Source organism: Streptomyces jeddahensis, from assembly GCF_001642995.1.
Lineage (GTDB): Bacteria > Actinomycetota > Actinomycetes > Streptomycetales > Streptomycetaceae > Streptomyces > Streptomyces jeddahensis.
This window is the reverse complement of record NZ_LOHS01000048.1, coordinates 37315-61985: the sequence shown is the minus strand read 5'-3', so window position 1 is coordinate 61985 and position 24671 is coordinate 37315. Positions and strand designations below refer to the sequence as shown.

The window sequence follows — 24671 nt, the reverse complement described above, 5'->3', positions numbered from 1 at the left end:
GGGACTTGAGTGGACACCCGTATGTCCGGGGGCGGTCGGCACAGACGCCGCATACGCATAGCCATACCCGCAGCCGCCGCCACGCTCGCCGCCGCCGTCGCCGCCGCGGTGCTGATGTCGCCCGCCGACGCCGCCACACCGCCGCCGACGCCGACCGTCAAGCCCGCCACCACGTCGCCGACGCTCACCGAGCTCAAGGAGCGGGTCGCGGGCGCGCTGGCCGGTGACGACACGGCCGGCAAGACGTCCCAGTCGTCGTACAGTTCCAGCACCACCAGCGACTCCAGCACCTCGAGCAGCTCGAGCAGTTCGGGAAGTGTCGACGCGAAGGTCATCAACGGCACCGACACCAGCATCACCACGGCGCCCTGGATGGCCCAGCTCTGGTACTACGACGACAAGGGCACCAGCGACGAGAGCGACGACATCGGCTTCTTCTGCGGCGGCGCCGTCGTCGCGCCGACGAAGATCCTCACCGCCGCGCACTGCGTCAAGGGCTACAACTGGAACGCCAACGGCGCGGTCGTCACCGGCACCGCACAACTGCCCACCACGGACGACTCGGGCAACACCGACCTGCACGGCGGCACAGTCTCCGGCGTCTGGCGCCAGTGGAACCACTCGTCGTACAACGCGTCGACCATCGACAACGACATCGCGGTCCTGACGCTGCCGAACCCCATCACGGCCAAGCCGATCCAGATGACGACGTCGGGCGACACCGCCTCTTACGCCGCCGGCACCCAGGCCAAGGTCTACGGCTGGGGACGCACCAGCTCCACCAGCCAGGACATCTCCCAGACGCTGAAGTCGGCCACGCTGCCGATCCAGTCGGACACGACCTGCACCGGCGCCTACGGCAGCAGCTTCATCAAGGGCCACATGGTGTGTGCGGGCAATCCCGCGACCGGCAGCGACGAGGGCACCGTCTCCGCCTGCAACGGCGACTCGGGCGGCCCGCTCGTCGTGAACAACCGCATCGTCGGTGTGGTGTCCTGGGGTGTCGAGGACTGCGTGGCCGAGGGCGCGTACAGCGTCTTCAGCAAGGTGAGCACGTACGTCGGCGCCGCGTACCCGCGCATCGACGACACCAACCTGAGCGGTGACCACCGGGCCGACCTGTTCGTGCGTCTCGCGTCCACCGGCACCGGTTACGAGAAGGACTCCAAGGGCACCTCGTTCGCCACGCGTACGTCCCTCGGCAGCTTCAAGGGCACCAACGTCGTCCTGCAGACCGACCTCAACCGGGACGGCTACCAGGACTTCGTGGAGCGCCGCAGCTCCGACGGCGCCGTGTTCTGGGCGCACTACATCCCCGCCAGCGGCACAGTGAGCGTCGACCAGATCTTCGGCAACTGGAAGACGCGCACCCGCATCGTCGCCCCCGGCGACGTCACCGGCGACGCCCTGCCCGACCTGCTCTCGGTCGACTCCTCCGGCATCCTGTGGATCTACCCGGGCAAGGGCAACGGCACCTTCTCGACCCGCGTCCAGGTCGGCTCTGGCTGGAACCAGTACAACTCCCTGCGCGGCCACGGCGACTTCACCGGCGACGGCAAAGCCGACCTGATCGCGCGCTCCAAGAGCACCGGGGACGTCTACCTGTACAAGGGCACGGGCAAGTCCGGCTCCGGCGCCTTCTCCGGCCGTATCAAGGTCCGCAGCTCCTGGACCGGCTACAACGCCTTCGACGCGGTCGGTGACGTGACCGGCGACGGCAAGGCCGACTTCCTGGCCCGTACGTCCGGCGGGACGCTGTACCTCTACCCGGGCACCGGCAAGGCGACCAGCGAGATCTTCGCCACAAGGATCAGCGTCGGCACCGGTTTCCAGCAGTACGACATCTTCGGCTGAAACCGCAGGTGAGCGCCGGACGAACCGGCGCCGCCGACTACGCACTGTGCCCACCGCCGCACGCGGTGGGCACAGTGCGTTGTGCAACCCTGCATGCGGTTTCCCCGTCTGACAAGCCGAACGAACCAGGCACCTGACGCCGAGAGCGGGGGTATAAGACCCGACGAGGACTGAGGAGCACATGCCCGACCAGAACACGCCGGCCACCGAGAACCCGACCCCCAGGCGCCGCGCGAAGGGGCGGCGGCGCAAGCCGCGCTCCACGCGGAGCAGGGCCGCGGTCATAGCCGCCTGGGCGGCGGCGGGCCTGCTGGTCCTCGGCGGCACCGGCCTCGGGTACGTGTACGTCAAGCTCAACGACAACATCCAGGGCGTCGACATCAACGCCGCGCTCGGCACCGACCGGCCGCAGAACGTCGACAACGGCTCGATGGACATCCTCGTCCTCGGCTCCGACTCCCGCTCCGGCAAGAACTCCGAGTACGGCAAGGACGAGGGCACCGCGCGCTCCGACACCGCGATGGTCGTGCACGTCTACGAGGGCCACAAGAAGGCGAGCGTCGTCTCCATACCCCGCGACACCCTCGTCACCCGGCCCACCTGCACCGACAGCAAGGGCGACAAGGTCCCGGGCGGCCGTGAGCTCATGTTCAACACGGCGTACCAGGTCGGCGGCCCGGCCTGCGCCGTCAAGACCGTCGAGGCGATGTCCGGGATCCGCATGGACCACTACATCGAGGTCGACTTCACGGGCTTCAAGAAGCTCATCGACACCCTCGGCGGCGTCGACATCACCACCAAGCAGGACATCGACGACGACGAGAGCCATCTGCACCTGAAGGCCGGGAAGCACACCCTGACCGGCGAGCAGGCCCTCGGTCTCGTCCGCACCCGGCACGGCGTCGGCGACGGCAGCGACCTCGGCCGCATCCAGCTGCAGCAGGCCTTCGTCAAGGCCCTGATCAAGCAGGTCAAGGAGGTCGGCGTGTTCAGCAGCCCGCAGAAGCTCTACGACCTCGCCGACACCGCCACCAGCGCCCTCACCACCGACTCCGAGCTCGACTCCGTCAAGAACCTCGCGGGCTTCGCGAGCGGCCTCAAGGACATCGGTGCCGAGGACATGAAGATGATCACGCTGCCCGTCCAGTACGACCCCGCCAACCTCAACCGCGTCCTGCCGCTCGAGAAGCAGGACCGGAAGGTGTGGGCCGCGCTCGAGGCGGACAAGCCCATCCCCGCCTCCGCCGTCAAGGACTCCGCGGGCGACAAGGGCTCGGCCGGCTCCGTGGTGAGCAGCGGCTGACCGACTGCCGGCCGGCCCTGGAATAGATGCGGCCCCACCCCGGTTTTGGGGGATGCGGCCGGTCCTGGCAGACTGGTACGTCGGCTCCGGTTCACGCTTCCGCATCCCGCGGCTGCGACCCGGCGCCCTCCCGAACCTAGGAGACACCTTGAAGCGCGACATCCACCCCGAGTACGTCGAGACGCAGGTCAGCTGCACCTGTGGCGCGTCGTTCACCACCCGTAGCACGATCGAGAGCGGCACCATCCGCGCCGAGGTCTGCTCCGAGTGCCACCCGTTCTACACGGGCAAGCAGAAGATCCTCGACACCGGTGGCCGTGTGGCCCGCTTCGAGGCCCGCTTCGGCAAGGCTGCCGGCTCCAAGAAGTAGCGAGCCGCCTGCGCCGGTCCTCGGCCGCGCCCGTTTCCGGGGCGCGCCGGGACCGGCGTTTTTGGTCGCCCGCCTTCCCTTTCAGTACGCATTCAGGAGCCCAAGATGTTCGAGGCCGTCGAGGAACTCATCGGCGAGCACGCCGACCTGGAGAAGCAGCTCGCCGACCCGTCGGTCCACGCCGACCAGGCCAACGCGCGCAAGCTCAACAAGCGCTACGCCGAGCTGACCCCGATCGTCGCCGCGTACCGCTCCTGGAAGCAGACCGGCGACGACATCGAGACCGCCCGCGAGCTCGCCGCCGACGACCCGGACTTCGCCGCCGAGGTGAAGGACCTGGAGCAGCAGCGCGAGGAGCTCACCGAGAAGCTGCGGCTCCTGCTGATCCCGCGCGACCCCAGCGACGACAAGGACGTCATCCTCGAGATCAAGGCGGGCGCGGGCGGCGACGAGTCGGCCCTGTTCGCCGGCGACCTGCTGCGCATGTACCTGCGGTACGCCGAGCGCGTCGGCTGGAAGACCGAGATCATCGACTCCACCGAGTCCGAGCTCGGCGGCTACAAGGACGTCCAGGTCGCCGTGAAGACCAAGGGCAACGCCACGCCCGAGCCCGGCCAGGGCGTCTGGGCCCGGCTGAAGTACGAGGGCGGGGTGCACCGCGTGCAGCGCGTGCCCGCGACCGAGTCCCAGGGCCGTATCCACACCTCCGCCGCCGGTGTCCTCGTGACCCCGGAGGCCGAGGAGATCGACGTGGAGATCAACCCGAACGACCTGCGCATCGACGTGTACCGGTCGTCGGGTCCTGGCGGCCAGTCCGTGAACACGACCGACTCCGCGGTCCGCATCACGCACCTCCCGACCGGTGTCGTCGCCTCCTGCCAGAACGAGAAGAGCCAGCTGCAGAACAAGGAGCAGGCCATGCGTATCCTGCGCTCCAGGCTCCTTGCCGCGGCCCAGGAGGAGGCGGAGAAGGAGGCCGCGGACGCCCGCCGCAGCCAGGTCCGCACCGTCGACCGCTCCGAGAAGATCCGTACGTACAACTTCCCGGAGAACCGCATCTCGGACCACCGCGTCGGCTTCAAGGCGTACAACCTTGACCAGGTGCTCGACGGCGAACTCGACGCCGTGATCCAGGCGTGCGTCGACGCGGACTCGGCCGCGAAGCTCGCCGCCACGTCGTAACAGTCGGAGGACCAAGGTGAACCTGCTGCTCGCGGAAGTGGCCCAGGCCACCCGGCGGCTGGCCGACGCCGGCGTGCCCTCGCCGCGCAACGACGCGGAGGAGCTCGCCGCGTTCGTGCACGGTGTGAAGCGCGGCGAGCTGCACACGGTCAAGGACGCGGACTTCGACGCCCGCTACTGGGAGGCCATCGCGCGCCGCGAGGCCCGCGAGCCGCTCCAGCACATCACCGGGCGGGCGTACTTCCGCTACCTGGAGCTGCAGGTGGGGCCCGGGGTCTTCGTGCCCCGGCCGGAGACCGAGTCCGTCGTCGGCTGGGCGATAGACGCCGTGCGTGCGATGGACGTCGTGGAGCCGCTGATCGTCGACCTGTGCGCCGGCTCCGGGGCGATCGCCCTCGCCATGGCGCAGGAGGTGCCGCGGTCCCGGGTGCACGCCGTGGAGCTGTCCGAGGACGCCCTTGTGTGGACCCGTAAGAACGCCGAGGGCTCCCGGGTGACCGTTCACCAAGGCGACGCGCTCACGGCGCTGCCCGAGCTCAACGGCCAGGTCGACCTCGTGATCTCCAATCCGCCGTACATTCCGCTCACCGAGTGGGAGTATGTCGCCCCCGAGGCCCGTGACCACGACCCCGAACTGGCCCTGTTCTCCGGGGAGGACGGGCTGGACACCATCCGCGGCCTGGAGCGCACCGCGCACCGGCTGCTGCGGCCCGGCGGCGTCGTCGTGGTCGAGCACGCCGACACGCAGGGCGGCCAGGTGCCGTGGATCTTCAGCGAGGAGGCGGGCTGGGCCGACGCGGCCGACCATCCCGACCTGAACAACCGGCCGCGCTTCGCGACCGCCCGCAAGGCACTGCCATGACGGCCGCGGCTTCGATCCAGATCAAGATCCAGTACGTGTACTTCGTGTACGAGGAGGCTCGCTAAATGGCACGGCGATACGACACCAACGACGCCACGGACCGCACCACCGGTCTGCGTGAGGCCGCGTCCGCCGTCCGCCGTGGCGAGCTGGTCGTGCTGCCCACCGACACCGTGTACGGCATCGGGGCCGACGCGTTCAGCGCTGAGGCGGTCGCCGATCTGCTGGAGGCCAAGGGGCGTGGACGCAACATGCCCACGCCCGTCCTCATCGGCTCCCCGAACACCCTCCACGGGCTCGTCACCGACTTCTCGGAGAAGGCGTGGGAGCTCGTCGACGCCTTCTGGCCGGGCGCGCTGACGCTGGTCGCCAAGCACCAGCCGTCGCTCCAGTGGGACCTGGGTGACACCCGTGGCACCGTCGCCGTGCGCATGCCGCTGCACCCGGTCGCCATCGAGCTGCTGACGGAGGTCGGCCCCATGGCCGTGTCGTCGGCGAATCTCACCGGTCATCCGGCCCCCGAGGACTGCGACGCCGCGCAGGAGATGCTCGGCGACTCCGTCTCCGTGTACCTGGACGGCGGTCCGACGCCCGGCAACGTGCCGTCGTCGATCGTCGACGTGACGGGTGAGGTGCCGGTGCTGCTGCGTGCGGGTGCGCTGGACGCCGACGAGCTCCGCAAGGTCGTACCCGACCTCGAGGTGGCCAATTGACAGCCCCTGACGCGGGGCGTGGCATAGGCACGGGGGTCTTCGGGGACGGGGACACATTCCGCATCCTCCACGTCAGCACCGGCAACGTGTGCCGCTCGCCGATCACCGAGCGGCTGACCCGCCATGCCCTGGCGGTCCGGCTCGGTGACCGTCTGGCGGGCGGTCTCATCGTGGAGAGCGCGGGCACCTGGGGCCACGAGGGTGCGCCGATGGAGACCAACGCGGAGGCGGTCCTCGCGGAGTTCGGCGCGGACGCCAGCGGGTTCGTGGGGCGTGAGCTCCTCGACGACCACGTCATCCGGGCCGACCTCGTGCTGACCGCAACGCGCGACCACCGGGCGCAGGTCATCTCGATGGGGCACTCGGCGGGGCTGCGCACCTTCACGCTCAAGGAGTTCACGCGGCTCGTGCAGGCCATAGACCCCGCGACGCTGCCCGACCCGGACGAGGGCGTGGTCGCGCGTGCGCGGGCGCTGGTGCGGGCTGCCGCGGCTCTACGCGGGTGGCTTCTGGCGCCGAGTGTCGAGGCGGACGAGGTGTACGACCCTTATGGGGCGCCGTTGCCGTTCTTCCGGTCTGTCGGGGACGAGATTCATCAGGCGCTGGAGCCGGTGGTTACCGCCCTGACGGGCGTGCCGGCCCGCACGTAGCGCTGCGCTGGCTCCGCTGTGGGCATGCGTTCCGCCAGGGGCGGAACGGGTGGGCAGAGCGGAACCCGGCGACGCCGGTACCGCCTCGCTACACCCGGGCACCCCCGTACCTGGGTGCCCTGCCCCCGTAGTCCCGGGCACCCACCCATGAAGCGCACCCGCCGTCGTGGGCTGTGCCCACCCTCCCCCAGCTACCGCTGGGAGGTGCCCCCAGCCCTGCGGAACGATTGCCCACAGCGGTAGCGGCGGCCCACCCGCAGCGGTGGCGGCGTGTCCGCCCGCAGCGGTGGCGGCGTGCCCGCCCCACAGCGGTAGCAGCGTGCGTGCCCGCCCGCAGCGGTAGGGCGACGCGCGCCCCGCGGCGGGGGCAGCGCAGCGCACGGCGCGGGTGCGAACGGAGCGCGGGGTGGCGAGCCCCGCCCTACATTGGACGTAGCCCGCCGTCGAGGTCCGGAGCGTGCCATGTCGGTGACCGAAGCATCAGGGGTGTCAGGCGTCGTACGGCCCGTGGGGCCCGACTTCGAGGCGCTGCGGCGTCAGGACCCGGAGCTCGCCGAGGTGCTCCTGGGGGAGCAGGCACGCCAGTGCTCGGCGCTCCAGCTCATCGCCGCCGAGAACTTCACCTCGCCCGCCGTCCTCGCGGCCCTCGGCTCCCCGCTCGCCAACAAGTACGCCGAGGGATACCCCGGCGCCCGCCACCACGGGGGCTGCGAGCTCGTCGACGTCGCCGAGCGCCTCGCCATCGAGCGCGCGAAGGCCCTCTTCGGCGCCGACCACGCCAACGTCCAGCCGCACTCCGGCTCCTCGGCCGTTCTCGCCGCGTACGCGGCCCTGCTGCGGCCGGGCGACACCGTACTGGCCCTGGGCCTCCCGTACGGCGGGCACCTCACGCACGGGTCGCCCGCCAACTTCTCGGGCCGCTGGTTCGACTTCGTCGGCTACGGCGTCGATCCCGAATCGGGCCTCATCGACTATGACCAGGTGGACGCGCTGGCCCGCAAGCACCGGCCCAAGGCGCTTGTCTGCGGATCCATCTCGTACCCGCGGCACATCGACTACGCCGCCTTCCGGGAGATCGCCGACGAGGTCGGGGCCTATCTGATCGCCGATGCCGCCCACCCCATGGGACTCGTGGCCGGGGGAGCGGCGCCCAGCCCCGTGCCGTACGCGGACGTCGTCTGCGCGACCACGCACAAGGTGCTGCGCGGGCCGCGCGGCGGCATGGTCCTGTGCGGAGCCGGGCTCGCGGAACGGATCGACCGGGCCGTCTTCCCGTTCACGCAGGGCGGAGCGCAGATGCACACCATCGCGGCGAAGGCCGTCGCGTTCGGCGAGGCGGCCACGCCGGCGTTCGCGGCGTACGCCCGCCAGGTCGTCGCCAACGCGCGCGTGCTCGCCGACGGGCTGGCGGCCGAGGGGCTCGCCGTCACGACGGGCGGCACGGACACGCATCTGATCTGCGCGGATCCGGCCCCGCTCGGCCTTGAGGGGCGTGCGGCGCGCGGCCGCCTCGCCGCGGCCGGGATCGTGCTCGACACCTGCGCGCTGCCCCACGGGGATGCCCGGGGCCTTCGCCTGGGGACCGCGGCCGTCACCACACAGGGCATGGGGGAGGCGGAGATGATGCGGATCGGGGCGCTGCTCGCGGCGGTGCTGCGGGAGGAGGTCGACAACCGGCAGGCGCGCGAGGAGGTGCGCGAACTCACGCAGGCTTTCCCGCCGTACCGGAGCTGAGGACGCGCACCGCCCGCTGACCAGGGGCGGGCTCATCGCAGCCGCGTCGGCCGGTCCGCCGCGTCGGCCCGGAGATTCCGCCCGTATCGGCGCCGAAGACGGGTAGGCGCCCACGCGTGACCCGTCACTCGTGCAACCATTCTCGCTACCCGGAGGTCCTCCACCGTATGCGGGCGAAGCTAGGGTGTGGGGCTGTGATGGCCAGCGATACCTGTGGGGAAGCCTGTGCGTGAATACCTGCTGACGCTCTGTATCACGGCTGCGGTGACCTACCTGCTGACCGGCCCGGTGCGGAAGTTCGCCATCGTGGCCGGGGCGATGCCGGAGATCCGCGCCCGTGACGTGCACCGCGAACCGACGCCGAGGCTCGGCGGGATCGCGATGTTCTTCGGGCTCTGCGCAGGTCTGCTGGTCGCCGACCACCTGACGAACCTCAGCACGGTCTTCGAGAACTCCAACGAGCCGCGGGCGCTGCTCTCCGGCGCCGCGCTGATCTGGATCATCGGCGTCCTCGACGACAAGTTCGAGATCGATGCGCTGATCAAGCTCGGCGCGCAGATGATCGCCGCGGGCGTCATGGTCATGCAGGGCCTGACGATCCTGTGGCTGCCCGTTCCGGGCGTCGGCTCGGTCTCGCTGACCCAGTGGCAGGGCACCCTGCTGACCGTCGCTCTCGTGGTCATCACCATCAACGCCGTGAACTTCGTCGACGGCCTCGACGGCCTCGCCGCCGGCATGGTCTGCATCGCGTCCGCGGCGTTCTTCATGTACGCGTACCGCATCTGGTACGGCTACGGCCTCGAGGCCGCGGCCCCCGCGACGCTGTTCGCCGCGATCCTGATGGGCATGTGCCTGGGCTTCCTGCCGCACAACATGCACCCGGCCCGGATCTTCATGGGCGACTCCGGCTCGATGCTCATCGGGCTCGTGCTGGCCGCGGGTGCCATCTCCATCACGGGCCAGGTCGACCCGGACGCGCTCAAGCTGTTCGCCGGATCCGAGAAGGCGGCCGTGCACCAGACAGTGCCGGTCTACATCCCGCTCCTGATGCCGCTGACCATCATCGCGATCCCCGCCGCCGACCTGGTGCTGGCGATCGTGCGCCGCACCTGGCGGGGCCAGTCGCCGTTCGCCGCGGACCGCGGCCATCTGCACCACCGGCTCCTGGAGATCGGGCACTCCCACAGCCGCGCGGTCCTCATCATGTACTTCTGGTCCGCGCTGATCGCGTTCGGGGCTCTGGCGTACTCCGTGAACTCGGCGTCCATGTGGATCGTGCTCGTCATCGTGTTCCTCAGCGCGATCGGCCTGGTGCTCCTGCTGCTGCCCCGCTTCACGCCCCGCGCCCCGCGCTGGGCGGAGCGCTTCGTGCCGCCCCGCTACCGCCGCTCGTCGGTCGCCGACGCGGCGGCCGAGCCCGCCGTGGTCTGTGCGGTCGCGGCAGCCGCGAAGGCAGGTGCCGCAACCGGCGAGGCGGTGCCCGGCAGGCCTCTGGCGGACGAGCGCGTGGTGGCCGCAGGGAGCGCCGCCGGGAATTCCGCTGCGGGCGAAGCAGCCGTGGGTGCGGGGGACCACCGGACACCCGTGGCCGCAGGGCTCAACGGCGTCAACGGAGCGACGGCCATCGGCGCCCGTTCCCGCTTCCTGGACCGCCGTAAGGCGGAAACGCACCGCTGACCTGGGACGTTGAACGCACCGCAGACCACCCCGATACCAGACAAGCGGCCGCAATTTCTGCACAGACGCGCGGCATCCCACTCACGTGTGATGGTCTGCACACTTCCAAGGTAAAGACCTCATCAAATAGATTGTGATACCGTTCACGAGACCCGGGGATAGAGCCGAAGGACCGTGGTGCGACGGTCCATTGGCCCGAGATCTCTCGACCCGGGATGATGTTTCAAGCTCGTCCATGACGACACCTGCCCCCACCCGCGAGCGGAGTCGCCTCCATGCCGTCCAATGACGCCCGGATCGTCCTTCAGGCCGCTGTGCCCACAGCCGGCGTCGGCGCCGTTGCCGCCGTCGTCAGCGGTGTGGTCGCGGGCGGCAAGGGAGCGATCGGAGCGATCGTCGCGACGCTGGTCGTGATCCTGTTCATGGGGATCGGGATGGTCGTTCTGCAGCGCACTGCCAAATCGCTTCCGCACCTGTTCCAGGCGATGGGCCTCCTGCTCTATGCGACGCAGGTCCTGCTGCTGTTCGTCTTCGTGGCGGTGTTCAAGGACACCACCCTGTTCCACCCCAAGGCCTTCGCTCTCACGCTCCTCGTGGCCACCCTCGTGTGGATCGCGGCCCAGACGCGTGCACACATGAAGTCCAAGATCCTCTACGTCGAACCGGACTCCTCGACGGGCAGCAAGCCCGAAAAGACGGGGCCGTCGTCGTGAAGGGTAGGGCCGGGATAAAGACGCGGGTGAGAGCCTGCTATCGTCCGGTGCCAACTGCGGCACTGCGGGCGCGGGCATCTGAGCTGACGCCTGCTCTAGCGCGAGGCTTGATGCCGAACCGCCGCCCCCACATCCGTAACACCAGTCCAGTGCCGAACCGCGGCTGCGCGCCGCGCCGACACAACGAGGTTGCCGTACCTATGCGCCACGCTGAAGGAGCCCGCGGTGAGTGCTGACCCGACGCAGGTGCTCGCCTTCGAGACCGATTGCCACATCTTCGACGGTTGTGGATTCCCGGCTCCCGGCCTGCACTCGTTCCTGTTCGAGCCCCTGTGGGGCAACGCGGACAGCAACCTGTACTTCAACAAGACAATGCTGCTGGCGCTGCTCGGTTCGATCATCGTCGTCGGCTTCTTCTGGGCCGCTTTCAGCAAGCCGAAGGTTGTCCCGGGCAAGCTCCAGATGGTCGCCGAGGCCGGCTACGACTTCATCCGGCGCGGTGTCGTCTACGAGACGCTCGGCAAGCGCGAGGGCGAGAAGTACGTCCCGCTGGTCGTCGCGCTGTTCTTCTTCGTCTGGATGATGAACCTCTGGTCGATCATTCCGGTCGCCCAGTTCCCGGTGACGGCGATCATCGCGTACCCCGCGGTTCTCGCGCTGATCGTCTACATCCTGTGGGTCTCGCTGACCTTCAAGCGGCACGGTTTCGTCGGCGCCTTCAAGAACTTCACCGGCTACGACAAGTCGCTCGGCGCGGTGCTGCCGCTGTCGATGACGATCGAGTTCTTCTCGAACCTGCTCGTCCGGCCCTTCACCCACGCCGTGCGACTCTTCGCGAACATGTTCGCGGGCCACACGCTGCTGCTGCTCTTCACGATCGCCAGCTGGTACCTGCTGAACGGCATCGGGATCGCCTACGCCGGTGTCTCTTTCATCATGGTCATCGTGATGACGGCCTTCGAGCTCTTCATCCAGGCGCTGCAGGCGTACGTGTTCGTGCTCCTGACCTGCACCTTCATCCAGGGCGCGCTCGCCGAGCACCACTGAGCCAACCGCCCCAGCACCACCCCCCAGATCGTCCGGTGGCCAACCCCCGCCGGTCCGTACAGAGAAGGAAGAATCAGCATGGCTGCCACTGAGACCCTCGCCGCCGTCTCCGGCTCCCTCGGCTCCATCGGCTACGGCCTCGCCGCGATCGGCCCCGGCGTGGGCGTCGGCATCATCTTCGGTAACGGCACCCAGGCCCTGGCCCGTCAGCCCGAGGCTGCCGGTCTCATCCGTGCCAACCAGATTCTCGGCTTCGCCTTCTGTGAGGCGCTCGCCCTCATCGGCCTGGTCATGCCGTTCGTCTACGGCGTGTGATCACTGATCCACGACCAGTCCACTAGACGAAAGGCACTGATATGAGCCCACTGCTCAATATCGCGGCTGAGGAGATCCAGAGCCCCCTCATCCCGCCGATTCCCGAGCTCGTCATCGGCCTGATCGCCTTCGTCATCGTCTTCGGTGCTCTCGCCAAGAAGCTCCTCCCGAACATCAACAAGGTTCTGGAAGAGCGCCGCGAGGCCATCGAGGGTGGTATCGAAAAGGCCGAGGCCGCTCAGACCGAGGCCCAGAGCGTGCTCGAGCAGTACAAGGCTCAGCTCGCCGAGGCCCGGCACGAGGCCGCGCGCCTGCGCCAGGAGGCACAGGAGCAGGGCGCCACGCTCATCGCCGAGATGCGCGCGGAGGGCCAGCGGCAGCGCGAGGAGATCATCGCCGCCGGTCACGCGCAGATCGAGGCCGACCGCAAGGCCGCCGCGCTCACGCTGCGCCAGGACGTCGGCACGCTCGCCGTCACCCTGGCCGGCAAGCTCGTCGGTGAGTCCCTCGAGGACCACGCTCGGCAGAGCCGCACCATCGACCGCTTCCTCGACGAGCTCGAAGAGAAGGCCGAGGCAAGTCGATGACTGCGCACGGAGCGAGCCGCGAGGCCCTGGCTGCCGCACGTGAGCGTCTCGACGCGCTGACGGACAGCACGTCCGTCGACGCGGCCCGGCTCGCCGACGAGCTGGCCGCGGTCACCGCGCTGCTCGACCGCGAGGTGTCGCTGCGTCGGGTCCTCACCGACCCGGCGCAGTCCGGCGACGCCAAGGCGGAGCTGGCGGGGCGCCTGCTGTCCGGACAGGTGGGCGGCGAGACCGTCGACCTGGTCTCCGGCATGGTGCGCTCCCGCTGGTCGCAGCCGCGCGACCTGGTGGACGTGCTCGAGGAGCTGGCGAGCATCGCCGACCTCACCGCCGCGCAGAAGGCGGGCACGCTCGACAACGTCGAGGACGAGCTGTTCCGGTTCGGACGGATCGTCTCCTCGAACACGGAGCTGCGCGCCGCGCTGACCGATCGCGCCGCAGGCGCCCAGGCCAAGCGCGACCTGCTGCACAGGCTGCTCGGCGGCCGCGCCGAGGCCGTGACCGAGCGGCTGGTGGAGCGTCTTGTGGCCCAGCCCCGGGGACGTAGCCTGGAAGCGGGACTCGAGTCCCTCTCCAAGCTCGCCGCGGAGCGTCGGGACCGCCTGGTCGCCGTCGTCACCTCGGCCGTGCCGCTGTCGGACCGGCAGAAGCAGCGTCTGGGCGCAGCCCTGGCGAAGCTCTACGGCCGGCAGATGCACCTCAACCTCGACGTGGACCCCGAGGTCCTCGGCGGGATCCGGGTGCAGGTGGGCGACGAGATCATCAACGGCGGCATCGCGGACCGCCTCGAGGACGCGAACCGCCGGATGGCCGGCTGACCGCCGCCACCAACTCAACAAGCAGTGTTTTTACGGCCCGAGTTGGGCCGTGCAGAGAATGCAGAGTTTCTGGGGGGAGCCCCCAGAGCCCCCCAAAGAAACTTCGGGCCCAACAAGGAGAGCAGGGAACCCAGATGGCGGAGCTCACGATCCGGCCGGAGGAGATCCGGGACGCGCTGGAGAACTTTGTCCAGTCGTACAAGCCGGACGCGGCCTCGCGCGAGGAGGTCGGTACGGTCACCCTTGCCGGCGACGGCATCGCGAAGGTCGAGGGCCTGCCCTCGGCCATGGCCAACGAACTGCTGAAGTTCGAGGACGGCACCCTCGGCCTCGCCCTCAACCTCGAGGAGCGCGAGATCGGTGCCATCGTCCTCGGTGAGTTCAGCGGCATCGAGGAGGGTCAGCAGGTCACCCGTACCGGCGAGGTCCTGTCCGTCGCCGTGGGCGAGGGCTACCTCGGCCGCGTCGTCGACCCGCTCGGCAACCCGATCGACGGCCTCGGCGAGATCGCGACCACCGGCCGCCGCGCCCTCGAGCTGCAGGCCCCCACGGTCATGCAGCGCAAGTCGGTGCACGAGCCGATGGAGACCGGCTACAAGGCCGTCGACGCGATGACCCCGATCGGCCGCGGTCAGCGTCAGCTGATCATCGGCGACCGCCAGACCGGCAAGACCGCCCTGGCCGTCGACACGATCATCAACCAGCGGGAGAACTGGCGCTCGGGCGACCCGAAGAAGCAGGTCCGCTGCATCTACGTCGCCATCGGCCAGAAGGGCTCCACCATCGCGTCCGTGCGCGGCGCGCTGGAGGAGGCCGGTGCCCTCGAGTACACGACGATCGTCGCGGCCCCGGCGTCCGACCCGGCCGGCTTCAAGTACCTCGCCCCCTACACCGGCTCGGCCATCGGCCAGCACTGGATGTACGAGGGCAAGCACGTCCTGATCATCTTCGACGACCTGTCGAAGCAGGCCGACGCCTACCGCGCCGTGTCTCTGCTGCTGCGCCGTCCGCCGGGCCGCGAGGCCTACCCGGGCGACGTCTTCTACCTGCACTCCCGTCTGCTGGAGCGCTGCGCGAAGCTGTCGGACGAGATGGGCGCCGGCTCGATGACGGGTCTGCCGATCGTCGAGACCAAGGCGAACGACGTGTCGGCGTTCATCCCGACCAACGTCATCTCCATCACCGACGGCCAGTGCTTCCTGGAGTCCGACCTGTTCAACGCCGGTCAGCGTCCGGCCCTGAACGTCGGTATCTCGGTCTCCCGTGTCGGTGGCTCTGCCCAGCACAAGGCCATGAAGCAGGTCTCCGGCCGTCTCCGCGTGGACCTCGCCCAGTTCCGTGAGCTGGAGGCGTTCGCCGCCTTCGGTTCCGACCTGGACGCCGCGTCCAAGGCCCAGCTGGGCCGCGGTCAGCGCATGGTCGAGCTGCTGAAGCAGGCGCAGTACCAGCCGATGGCCACCGAGGACCAGGTCGTCTCCGTCTGGGCCGGCACCACCGGCAAGATGGACGACGTGCCGGTCGAGGACATCCGCCGCTTCGAGCGCGAGATGCTCGACTACCTGCACCGCAAGGAGCAGGGCCTCATGACCTCCATCAAGGAGGGCGGCAAGATGTCGGACGACACCCTGCAGGCCGTCGGCGAGGCGATCGCGGAGTTCAAGAAGCAGTTCGAGACCTCGGACGGCAAGCTGCTCGGCGAAGACACGCCCGCTGCTGCCGCCAAGTGACGACGGAAGGGACCTGACTCATGGGAGCGCAGCTCCGGGTCTACAAGCGTCGCATCCGATCCGTCACCGCGACCAAGAAGATCACCAAGGCGATGGAGATGATCGCCGCCTCGCGCATCGTCAAGGCGCAGCGCAAGGTGGCGGCCTCCACGCCGTACGCGGCCGAGCTCACCCGAGCGGTCACGGCGGTGGCGACCGGGTCGAACACCAAGCACCCGCTGACGACCGAGGTCGAGTCACCGGTCCGCGCCGCGATTCTGCTCATCACGAGCGACCGCGGTCTGGCCGGCGGCTACAACTCCAACGCCATCAAGGCGGCGGAGCAGCTCACCGAGCGGCTGCGCGGTGAGGGCAAGGAGGTCGACACCTACATCGTCGGCCGCAAGGGTGTCGCCTACTACGGGTTCCGTGAGCGTCCGGTCAAGGACTCGTGGACCGGCTTCACCGACGAGCCCTCGTACGCGGACGCCAAGAAGATCGCGGGCCCGCTGATCGAGGCGATCCAGCAGGAGACGGCCGACGGCGGCGTGGACGAGCTCCACATCGTCTTCACCGAGTTCCTCTCGATGCTGACGCAGACGCCGGTGGACAACCGCCTGCTGCCGCTCAGCCTCGAGAAGCTCGAGGAGGGCAAGGAGGAGCTGGCTGCCAAGCACGAGATCCTCCCGCTGTTCGAGTTCGAGCCGTCGGCCGAGGACGTCCTCGACGCCCTGCTGCCGCGGTACGTCGAGAGCCGGATCTACAACGCGCTGCTGCAGTCGGCCGCCTCCAAGCACGCCGCCACGCGGCGCGCGATGAAGTCGGCCACCGACAACGCGGGTGAGCTCATCAACACGCTCTCCCGACTTGCCAACGCGGCCCGCCAGGCCGAAATCACCCAGGAAATCAGCGAGATCGTCGGTGGCGCAGGAGCCCTGGCCGACGCGACCGCGGGGAGTGACAAGTAATGACGACCACTGTTGAGACGGCCGCCGCCACGGGCCGCGTCGCCCGGGTCATCGGCCCGGTCGTCGACGTGGAGTTCCCCGTCGACGCGATGCCGGAGATCTACAACGCGCTGCACGTCGAGGTCGCCGACCCGGCCAACGCCGGCGAGAAGAAGACCCTGACGCTCGAGGTCGCGCAGCACCTGGGCGACGGCCTGGTCCGCACGATCTCGATGCAGCCCACCGACGGTCTGGTCCGCCAGGCCCCGGTGACCGACACGGGCACCGCCATCTCGGTGCCGGTCGGCGACTTCACCAAGGGCAAGGTGTTCAACACCATCGGTGAGGTCCTGAACGTCGACGAGACCTACGACGGCGAGCGCTGGCCGATCCACCGCAAGGCGCCGAACTTCGACCAGCTCGAGTCCAAGACCGAGATGTTCGAGACCGGTGTCAAGGTCATCGACCTGCTCACCCCGTACGTCAAGGGCGGCAAGATCGGTCTGTTCGGTGGTGCCGGTGTCGGCAAGACCGTGCTGATCCAGGAGATGATCTACCGCGTCGCCAACAACCACGACGGTGTGTCGGTGTTCGCGGGCGTCGGTGAGCGCACCCGTGAGGGCAACGACCTCATCGAGGAGATGACGGACTCCGGCGTCATCGACAAGACCGCGCTGGTCTTCGGTCAGATGGACGAGCCCCCGGGCACCCGTCTGCGCGTGGCCCTCGCCGGTCTGACCATGGCGGAGTACTTCCGCGATGTGCAGAAGCAGGACGTGCTGTTCTTCATCGACAACATCTTCCGCTTCACCCAGGCCGGTTCCGAGGTGTCGACCCTGCTCGGCCGTATGCCCTCCGCGGTGGGCTACCAGCCGAACCTGGCCGACGAGATGGGTCTCCTCCAGGAGCGCATCACCTCGACCCGTGGTCACTCGATCACCTCGATGCAGGCGATCTACGTCCCCGCGGACGACCTGACCGACCCGGCCCCGGCCACCACGTTCGCCCACCTCGACGCGACGACGGTTCTGTCCCGTCCGATCTCCGAGAAGGGCATCTACCCGGCCGTGGACCCGCTGGACTCCACGTCCCGCATCCTGGACCCGCGCTACATCGCGCAGGACCACTACGACGCCGCCATGCGCGTCAAGGGAATCCTGCAGAAGTACAAGGACCTCCAGGACATCATCGCGATCCTCGGCATCGACGAGCTCAGCGAGGAGGACAAGCTGGTCGTCCAGCGTGCCCGCCGCGTGGAGCGCTTCCTGTCGCAGAACACCCACGTCGCCAAGCAGTTCACCGGCGTGGACGGTTCGGACGTGCCGCTGGACGAGTCGATCGCCGCGTTCAACGCGATCTGCGACGGCGAGTTCGACCACTTCCCGGAGCAGGCGTTCTTCATGTGCGGTGGTCTCGAGGACCTGAAGAAGAACGCGAAGGAGCTCGGCGTCTCCTGAGTCAGCCGGCTCGACAGAGTCGTGTGACTTTCTGAGGGGGACGGGCAGCGTCCCGTCCCCCTCGCCACGCCCACTGCTTCACCTTCCGGGGGCCATCCCCGGACCCCGGCCGAGAGGCACGGGGCGGGCCCGGACGCCTTGGCCGCCCGAGCCCTACTAGACTTATGACCCAACACCCGGCTGAACCGCCGGGTGGTGACCCGAGGAGCCACCCTTGGCTGCTGAGCTGCACGTCGAGCTGGTCGCCGCCGACCGCCAGGTCTGGTCCGGCGAGGCCACCCTGGTCGTCGCGCGCACCACGTCCGGCGACATCGGCGTCATGCCCGGTCACCAGCCGCTGCTCGGTGTGCTGGAATCGGGCCCGGTGACGATCCGTACGACCGACGGCGGGACCGTCGTGGCGGCGGTGCACGGCGGATTCATCTCGTTCGCGGACAACAAGCTGTCGCTGCTGGCCGAGATCGCCGAGCTCTCCGACGAGATCGATGTCCAGCGCGCGGAGCGGGCTCTCGAGCGTGCGCAGACGGAGGCTGACCGCTTCGCCGAGCGCCGCGCGGAAGTCCGGCTGCGTGCGGCGGCGGCGCGCTGAGCGGGCGCGCGACATTACGTGACTCAGCCGCGGCCAGGACTGGAGTGCCACTCCGGACCGGGCCGCGGCTGAGGCAATGCGGGTGCAATCTGTTTGAGCCGTTACTGATGGGGCGAGGAGGTCGGTGCCGATGATCCTCGCTCTGGTTGTGTGCGGTCTCGTGATCATCGCGCTGGTGCTGGTGGGGCTCTTTGCCTTCGGGCTGCGCCGACGGCTCATTCAGCGTTCGGGTGGCACCTTCGACTGCAGTCTGCGCTGGAGCGCCCCGGACACGGGCGCCCCGGTCGGCCCCGGCACCGTCTCCGGCGACGCCGGCGGGACCCCCTCCGGCAAGGGCTGGGGTTACGGCATCGCCCGGTACAGCGGCGACCGCGTCGAGTGGTTCCGCATCTTCTCGTACGCTCCCCGGCCCCGCCGTGTCCTCGAGCGCTCGGCGATCGAGGTGGTCGGCCGCCGCGCACCTGAGGGCGAGGAGGAGCTGGCGCTCCTCTCCGACGCGATCGTGCTGGCATGTACGCACCGCGGGACGCGGCTCGAGCTGGCGATGAGCGAGGACGCACTCACCGGCTTCCTGGCGTGGCTGGAGGCGGCGCCGCCGGGGCAGAGGGTCAACGTCGCCTGAGCCTTAAAAGGGGAGAAGCCGGGGAGACAGGGGGCGTTCCTGTCTCCCCGGCTTCGTCTGCGGGCGGTCGTACCGCCGGTCTCAAGGGATGACGCGACTACTTCAAGCCGTTGTTGATGGCGGCCACCAGCTCGCCGTTCGCGGTGTCGCCGCTGAACTCCCAGAAGAACGCGCCGCCCAGTCCCTTCTCCTTGGCCCAGCTCATCTTGGAGCGGATGGTGCTCGGGGTGTCGTAGCTCCACCAGTCCGTGCCGCAGTGCGCGTAGGCCGTGCCCGCGATGGTGCCGGTGGCCGGGCACGTTTTCTTGAGGACCTTGTAGTCCTCGAAGCCGTCCTCGTAGGTGCCCGCGGCGGGACCGGTCGCCGTGCCGCCCGGTGCCGACTGCGTGACGCCCGTCCAGCCGCGGCCGTAGAAGCCGATGCCGAGCAGCAGCTTGGAGGCCGGGACGCCCTGCGCCCTCAACTTGGCGATGGCGGCGGCCGAGTTGTACCCCTCGGCCGGGATGCCTGAGTACGACGTGAGCGGGGAGTGCGGGGCTGTGGGGCCGTTCGCCGCCCAGGCGCCGAAGAAGTCGTACGTCATCACGTCGTACCAGTCGACGTACTGCGACGCGGTTCCGTAGTCGACGGCGTCGATCTTGCCGCCGTCTGAGGCGTCCGCGGTGATCGCGGCCGTGACGAGGTTCTTGGCGCCGAACTTCGCGCGCAGCGCGGACATCATGTCCCCGAACGCCGCCGCGCCGCTGGTGTCGCAGGTCAGGCCGCAGGCGTTCGGGTACTCCCAGTCGATGTCGATGCCGTCGAAGACATCCGCCCAGCGCGGGTCCTCGACGAGGTCGTAGCAGGAGTCGGCGAATGCGGCCGGGTCCTTGGCGGCCTCCGTGAAGCCGCCGGACCAGCTCCAGCCGCCGAAGGACCAGAGCACCTTGATGTTCGGGTACTTGGCCTTGAGCTTGCGGAGCTGGTTGAAGTTGCCGCGCAGCGTCTGGTCGTCGGCGTCCGCGACGCCGTCCACGGACTGCTCTGCGGAGTACGGTTTCTCGTAGTCGGCCCAGCTGTCGCCGACGGTGCACTTGCCGCCCTCGACGTTGCCGAACGCGTAGTTGATGTGCGTGATCTTGCCGGCGGAGCCGGACGTCACCAGGTTCTTCACGTGGTAGTCGCGGCCGTAGACGCCCCACTCGATGAAGTAACCGAGCTTGACCTTGCCTGCCGCGGGCCCGGCGATCGCGTCCTTGTCCTGGGCCTTGGTGGTGTCGGTGGCGGCAGCGGTCGGGCTTGCCAGTGCTGCCAGGGCGGTGAGCGGCAGCAGCAGGGTTGCGAACCCTGCCACGGCTCTGAGCTTGAAGCGCATCCAGCGCCTCCTCGGGGTGCGGTCCGGTCGTAAGGGGGTGGAACCAGGCCTGCGACGCCCGTGAGCGCGCATGGTCGACGGCGCGCACGGTCAAAAGACACGTACGGACCGAGACTTGTCGTGAAATGACACGCTCACCGCAGTGCGGCGAGAATAGAAAGGTCTGGACCTTTGGTCAAGGGGTCTGGACCAATTGTGGCGCCTCCCGCGGGGGCCCGGGCAGCGCGGACTAGAGGCCCAACTCCTGCGCCAGCATGGCCGCCTGCACTCTGCTGCGCAGCTCCAGCTTCCCCAGCAGCCGGCTGACATGGGTCTTCGCGGTCGCCTCGGCCATCTCAAGGCGTACTGCTATCTCGGCGTTCGAGAGCCCTTCGCCGAGGCAGCAGAGCACCTCGCGCTCGCGGCGTGTGAGGGTGTCCAGGAGGGACGGGTCCGGGCCCGGCGCTGATACGGGCTTCGCGGCGAACTCGGCGATGAGCCGCCGCGTGACGGCCGGGGCGATCAGACCCTCGCCGCGTGCAACCGTACGGACGGCCTCCAGCAGGTCCTTCGCCTCGGCGCTCTTGAGCAGAAAACCGGACGCTCCCGCGCGCAGGGCGCCGAAGACGAACTCGTCGAGGTCGAAGGTCGTCAGCACGAGTACGTCCGCGAGCTGTTCGGCGACCACCTGACGGGTGGCCGACACACCGTCGAGCCGGGGCATCTGAACATCCATCAGGACCACGTCCGGGCGGAGCTCACGGGCCAGCGCGACCGCCTGCTCGCCGTCCGCGGCCTCGCCGGCCACCTCGATGTCGGGCGCGCTGCGCAGGATCAGCACCAACGCGGCCCGCACGGCGGCCTGGTCCTCGGCGACGAGCACGCGGATCATGCGGTACCTCCCTGCGGGCCTTGGGCGATCGGCGGTCCTTGGGCGATGGGCAGTGTGGCGCGTACGGACCAGACCTTGCCGTCGGGCGAGTCCTCGGGCCCGGCCTCGAAGCTGCCGCCCAGTAACGCGGTCCGCTCCCGCATGCCGACGAGCCCGGCCCCGGAGCCGGGTGCGCGAGGCGCGCCGCCGTCGCCGCCGTACGGGCTGGTCACCCGCACCGTGAGCGATGCGTCGAGTGGGGTGAGCGTCACGACGACCCGGCCGGCGGACGCGTGCTTGAGGGCGTTGGTCAGGGACTCCTGGACGATCCGGTACGCGGCGAGCTCCACCGGGGCCGGGAGCTTCCCGTGCGCGGCGTCGAGCGTGACGTCGAGGCCGTTGGTGCACGCGCCCTCCACCAGCGCGCCGAGACCATCGAGGGTGGGGGCCGCGGCCGGGGCCCTCTCGCCGCTGCCGTCCCGCAGGATGCCGATCAGCCGCCGCATCTCGGCCAGTCCCTCGACGCTGTTCTCGCGGATGACGGAGAGAGCCTCCTTCGAGGTGCCCGGGTCGTCCAGCGAGAGCGCTGCCGTGGAGTGGATGGCGATCGCGGACAGGTGGTTGGCCACCATGTCGTGCAACTCCCGGGCCATACGGGCACGTTCGGCGGTGACGGCCTGGGTGCGGTCCATCTCGGCGAGCAAAGCGGTCTGCTCGGCCCGCAGGCGCTCGGCGGCGGCCGTGTCGCGGTGGTTGCGGACGATCCAGCCGGTGGCGGCGGGCATCAGCGCGACCAGGCCCACGACCACGCCGACCAGCAGAGCCTCCGGCTCGCGCCAGACGGCCAGGGGCACCACCGTGCCCGCCACCGTCAGCAGTCCGGTGATCCACGGGATGCGCCGGGCGGAGGCCGGAGGGCCGTACAGCACCGCCGCGTACATGAGGTCCGTGAACATCAGGACCGTGGCCAGGCTGCCCCGGGTGAGGTAATCGGCGATCACCGCGGCCGTGCCGATCAGCAGACCCGTACGAGGCATGGTCCGGCGCAGCAGCTCGCAACCCGCCATCACCACGAGCGGCACCAGCAGCACCCGGCTGTCGGACCACAGCACGATCGGGTCGTCGGCGGCCCGGAGGCCGAGGCCGACGCCGTACAGAAGGAGTCCGCCGAGCAGCCCGCCGAGCGCGATCCGCACGTCGTGGCGGTGGGGGTGGGGGAGTCGTACGGCCATGACTCCATCCAACACGGCGTCTGCGCTCGTCGCCTGATCCTCCGGAACGGTTCGCGACTACATCGAAGGATGCAGTGCGACTTCGTCATCGGCGACGACGAGGCGGGCCCGGACGGACGGAAGTCTGGAGGGGTGACCGAGAGGAGCGCGTCGTGATCGTCGGACTGATCATCGCCTGTGAAATCGGATTCTGGGTGCTGCTGGCAGCGGGTCTGGCCACCCGCTACCTGCTACGGATGCCGCGTACCGGCCTCGCGCTGCTCCTCTGCGAGCCGCTCCTGGAAGTCGTCCTCCTGGTCGCCACGGCCATCGACCTGAAGAACGGGGCCGAACCGAGCTGGGAGCACGGTCTGGCCGCGCTCTACATCGGCTACACCGTCGGCCACGGCCACCGGACGGTGAAGTGGCTCGACGGCCACGCCGCGCACCGCTTCGGCGGCGCACCGCGCCCGGCCCGTCCGCCGCGCTACGGCATGGCCCGCGCCCGCCACGAGGGCAGGATCTGGCTCGGCACGCTCGCCGCCGCCGTCGTCGCGACCGCGCTGCTGCAGATCGCAATCTGGTACGTCGACGACGCGGACCGCACGAGCACGCTGCAGAGCTGGATGTTCACCGCCTGGCGGGCAGCCGTCATCCACGGCCTGATCGCGCTGACGTACGCGATCTGGCCGAAGAAGGCCCCGGCCGGGCCCGCACCGGAGAAGGAGGCCTCAGCGCTCCCCGCCCGGCACCCACAGCACGTCCCCGACGTCCTTGTTGGCCGTCCGGGCGAGGATGAACAGCAGGTCTGACAGCCGGTTCAGGTAGGTCGCCGTCAGCGGGTTCATCGTCTCGCCGTGCGCCTCCAGCGCCGCCCATGTGGAACGCTCCGCGCGCCGGACCACCGTGCACGCCTGGTGCAGCAGGGCCGCGCCCGGCGTACCCCCGGGGAGGATGAAGCTGCGCAGCTTCTCCAGCTGCTCGTTGAAGCGGTCGCAGTCCGCCTCGAGCCGGTCGACGTAGAACTGCTCGACCCGCAGCGGCGGGAACTTGGGGTTCTCCACCACGGGCGTGGACAGGTCCGCGCCCACGTCGAACAGGTCGTTCTGCACGCGGACGAGGACCTTGACGATCTCCTCGTCGAGGCCGCCCAGCGCGATCGCCGTGCCGATGACGGCGTTCGCCTCGTTGGCGTCCGCGTACGCCGCGATCCGCAGATCCGTCTTGGCGGTGCGGCTCATGTCGCCGAGGGCCGTCGTGCCCTTGTCGCCGGTCCTCGTGTAGATGCGTGTCAGGTTGACCATGTGGCTAGCCTAAGAACTCCTTACGCGATGACGCGAGCCGCCTCCAGCGGCTGAGTGCGCATCCGGGGCTGAGGAGGGCTTCGTGGATGTCGTCGCAGATCTCCCAGCGGATCCGCGGTCGCCTTGACGCCGGGCGGTCACAAGACAGTCCAGCCAGTGTCGGCCGCCCATCGCTCGGCAGCAGCCATCAAGACGTCGGTGGCGGGAGCCTTGATCTGTCCGTAGTCCATTAGGCCCGGCACACTCACCGCCAGCCGATGCTTGAACGCGCCCCATGCCCGGCGAGCAGGTTCATCGGCGCGGAGATAGTCGCGGAACAGCAGTGCATAACGAGCGTTGGGGCCGGTGCTCTCCCGAAGGTGGACATTGCACGAACGGGCGCCGATCGGCGGCGCGAAGACGAGCTTGCGACAGTGGATTCCACCTGAGGCTTCGGAGCGATTCCACGGCTCGGGCCGACACCGGAAGCCGATCGCGGCGAAGAGAGCAACGACACGCGCCTCGTCGATCGACCGCATCCGGACCTGCACGTCGATGCAGTCCTTGGCCGGCAGACCCGGCACCGAGGTCGAACCCACATGATCGATCGCAACCGGCAGGTCGCCCAGCGCCTCATGCAGCAGCTCGGCCAACCGCTCAAACTCCCTCGGCCACTCCGGCCGGTAGTCGACCACTGCAACTTGAATGCACTCATCGGGAAACGGCATACCGCCGCACGCTACCGTCCAGCCAATTCCGTGGGCCCTCGAAAACCGCCATCTTCGGTAGTTGTTGCGGCGACATATCCGGTAGGTCCTGACACCTGC

The 24671-nt window shown here is 69.3% G+C and carries 25 protein-coding genes; 20 read left to right on the top strand and 5 right to left on the bottom strand.

The window, feature by feature from the left end; all coding sequences use genetic code 11:
- Positions 1–21 precede the first annotated feature (21 nt).
- The 19 genes from STSP_RS06575 to STSP_RS06485 all read left to right on the top strand — a co-directional run bounded on the left by STSP_RS06575 (position 22) and on the right by STSP_RS06485 (position 19146).
- The gene (locus STSP_RS06575; RefSeq protein ID WP_067273376.1) at positions 22–1854 is read left to right on the top strand and encodes a trypsin-like serine protease; all 1833 of its coding nucleotides are present in this window, start codon (positions 22–24) and stop codon (positions 1852–1854) included.
- Positions 1855–2035: 181 nt separating this feature from the next.
- Positions 2036–3157: an LCP family protein gene (locus STSP_RS06570; protein WP_067273375.1), complete on the top strand. Its 1122-nt coding sequence runs from the start codon at positions 2036–2038 to the stop codon at positions 3155–3157.
- Between the two features lie 148 nt (positions 3158–3305).
- Positions 3306–3527 (top strand): 50S ribosomal protein L31, encoded by a 222-nt coding sequence (rpmE, locus tag STSP_RS06565; protein ID WP_015657814.1) that lies wholly within the window; start codon positions 3306–3308, stop codon positions 3525–3527.
- A gap of 105 nt (positions 3528–3632) precedes the next feature.
- Positions 3633–4709 carry a peptide chain release factor 1 gene (prfA, locus tag STSP_RS06560; protein WP_067273373.1) on the top strand — a complete coding sequence of 359 codons (1077 nt, stop codon included), beginning with the start codon at positions 3633–3635 and terminating at the stop codon, positions 4707–4709.
- 16 nt (positions 4710–4725) lie between these two features.
- The gene (gene prmC, locus STSP_RS06555; RefSeq protein ID WP_067273370.1) at positions 4726–5571 is read left to right on the top strand and encodes a peptide chain release factor N(5)-glutamine methyltransferase; all 846 of its coding nucleotides are present in this window, start codon (positions 4726–4728) and stop codon (positions 5569–5571) included.
- A gap of 65 nt (positions 5572–5636) precedes the next feature.
- Positions 5637–6284: an L-threonylcarbamoyladenylate synthase gene (locus tag STSP_RS06550; RefSeq protein WP_067273367.1), complete on the top strand. Its 648-nt coding sequence runs from the start codon at positions 5637–5639 to the stop codon at positions 6282–6284.
- Positions 6281–6934, top strand: coding sequence for an arsenate reductase/protein-tyrosine-phosphatase family protein (locus STSP_RS06545; protein ID WP_067273364.1), 654 nt, complete (start codon positions 6281–6283; stop codon positions 6932–6934). Before STSP_RS06550 ends, STSP_RS06545 begins: the two co-directional genes overlap by 4 nt.
- Positions 6935–7396: 462 nt before the next feature.
- A complete protein-coding gene (locus STSP_RS06540; RefSeq protein WP_067273357.1) occupies positions 7397–8668 on the top strand; it encodes a serine hydroxymethyltransferase in 1272 nt (423 codons plus the stop codon).
- Positions 8669–8893: 225 nt separating this feature from the next.
- Positions 8894–10345: an MraY family glycosyltransferase gene (locus STSP_RS06535; RefSeq protein WP_067273355.1), complete on the top strand. Its 1452-nt coding sequence runs from the start codon at positions 8894–8896 to the stop codon at positions 10343–10345.
- 275 nt (positions 10346–10620) lie between these two features.
- Positions 10621–11058: a hypothetical protein gene (locus STSP_RS06530; RefSeq protein WP_067273354.1), complete on the top strand. Its 438-nt coding sequence runs from the start codon at positions 10621–10623 to the stop codon at positions 11056–11058.
- 210 nt (positions 11059–11268) lie between these two features.
- Complete coding sequence (gene atpB, locus STSP_RS06525; RefSeq protein WP_067273394.1) at positions 11269–12105, top strand: F0F1 ATP synthase subunit A; 837 nt, start codon at positions 11269–11271, stop codon at positions 12103–12105.
- A 78-nt stretch (positions 12106–12183) separates the two neighbouring features.
- Complete coding sequence (locus STSP_RS06520; protein ID WP_067273352.1) at positions 12184–12420, top strand: ATP synthase subunit c family protein; 237 nt, start codon at positions 12184–12186, stop codon at positions 12418–12420.
- A 41-nt stretch (positions 12421–12461) separates the two neighbouring features.
- The gene (locus tag STSP_RS06515; protein ID WP_067273344.1) at positions 12462–13007 is read left to right on the top strand and encodes a F0F1 ATP synthase subunit B; all 546 of its coding nucleotides are present in this window, start codon (positions 12462–12464) and stop codon (positions 13005–13007) included.
- A complete protein-coding gene (locus STSP_RS06510; RefSeq protein WP_067273343.1) occupies positions 13004–13825 on the top strand; it encodes a F0F1 ATP synthase subunit delta in 822 nt (273 codons plus the stop codon). The genes STSP_RS06515 and STSP_RS06510 overlap by 4 nt, the downstream gene beginning before the upstream one ends.
- A gap of 134 nt (positions 13826–13959) precedes the next feature.
- On the top strand, positions 13960–15552 hold the full coding sequence (gene atpA, locus STSP_RS06505) for a F0F1 ATP synthase subunit alpha (RefSeq protein ID WP_067273340.1): 1593 nt from the start codon (positions 13960–13962) through the stop codon (positions 15550–15552).
- Positions 15553–15572: 20 nt separating this feature from the next.
- Positions 15573–16499: a F0F1 ATP synthase subunit gamma gene (locus STSP_RS06500; protein ID WP_067273337.1), complete on the top strand. Its 927-nt coding sequence runs from the start codon at positions 15573–15575 to the stop codon at positions 16497–16499.
- Positions 16499–17935, top strand: coding sequence for a F0F1 ATP synthase subunit beta (gene atpD / locus STSP_RS06495; protein ID WP_067273335.1), 1437 nt, complete (start codon positions 16499–16501; stop codon positions 17933–17935). The genes STSP_RS06500 and atpD overlap by 1 nt, the downstream gene beginning before the upstream one ends.
- Positions 17936–18149: 214 nt before the next feature.
- On the top strand, positions 18150–18524 hold the full coding sequence (locus STSP_RS06490; RefSeq protein WP_067273333.1) for a F0F1 ATP synthase subunit epsilon: 375 nt from the start codon (positions 18150–18152) through the stop codon (positions 18522–18524).
- Positions 18525–18654: 130 nt separating this feature from the next.
- Complete coding sequence (locus tag STSP_RS06485; RefSeq protein ID WP_067273328.1) at positions 18655–19146, top strand: DUF2550 domain-containing protein; 492 nt, start codon at positions 18655–18657, stop codon at positions 19144–19146.
- A 97-nt stretch (positions 19147–19243) separates the two neighbouring features.
- Here STSP_RS06485 and STSP_RS06480 read toward each other — a convergent pair whose 3' ends face one another.
- The 3 genes from STSP_RS06480 to STSP_RS06470 form a co-directional block, all read right to left on the bottom strand.
- Positions 19244–20479, bottom strand: coding sequence for a glycoside hydrolase family 18 protein (locus tag STSP_RS06480; protein ID WP_332835349.1), 1236 nt, complete (start codon positions 20477–20479; stop codon positions 19244–19246).
- Between the two features lie 250 nt (positions 20480–20729).
- On the bottom strand, positions 20730–21371 hold the full coding sequence (locus tag STSP_RS06475; RefSeq protein WP_067273326.1) for a response regulator: 642 nt from the start codon (positions 21369–21371) through the stop codon (positions 20730–20732).
- Positions 21368–22582, bottom strand: a complete 1215-nt coding sequence (locus STSP_RS06470) for a sensor histidine kinase (protein ID WP_067273321.1) — start codon at positions 22580–22582, stop codon at positions 21368–21370. The genes STSP_RS06475 and STSP_RS06470 overlap by 4 nt, the downstream gene beginning before the upstream one ends.
- A 152-nt stretch (positions 22583–22734) precedes the next feature.
- On the opposite strand from STSP_RS06470, the gene STSP_RS06465 reads away from it, so the two are divergent.
- Complete coding sequence (locus STSP_RS06465; RefSeq protein WP_067273318.1) at positions 22735–23373, top strand: hypothetical protein; 639 nt, start codon at positions 22735–22737, stop codon at positions 23371–23373.
- Here the strand turns inward: STSP_RS06465 and STSP_RS06460 are convergent.
- On the bottom strand, positions 23293–23865 hold the full coding sequence (locus STSP_RS06460) for a cob(I)yrinic acid a,c-diamide adenosyltransferase (RefSeq protein WP_067273311.1): 573 nt from the start codon (positions 23863–23865) through the stop codon (positions 23293–23295). The two genes, STSP_RS06465 and STSP_RS06460, sit on opposite strands and share 81 nt — an antisense overlap.
- A gap of 137 nt (positions 23866–24002) precedes the next feature.
- Positions 24003–24572, bottom strand: a complete 570-nt coding sequence (locus STSP_RS06455; protein ID WP_067273308.1) for a GrpB family protein — start codon at positions 24570–24572, stop codon at positions 24003–24005.
- Between the last annotated feature and the right edge of the window lie 99 nt (positions 24573–24671).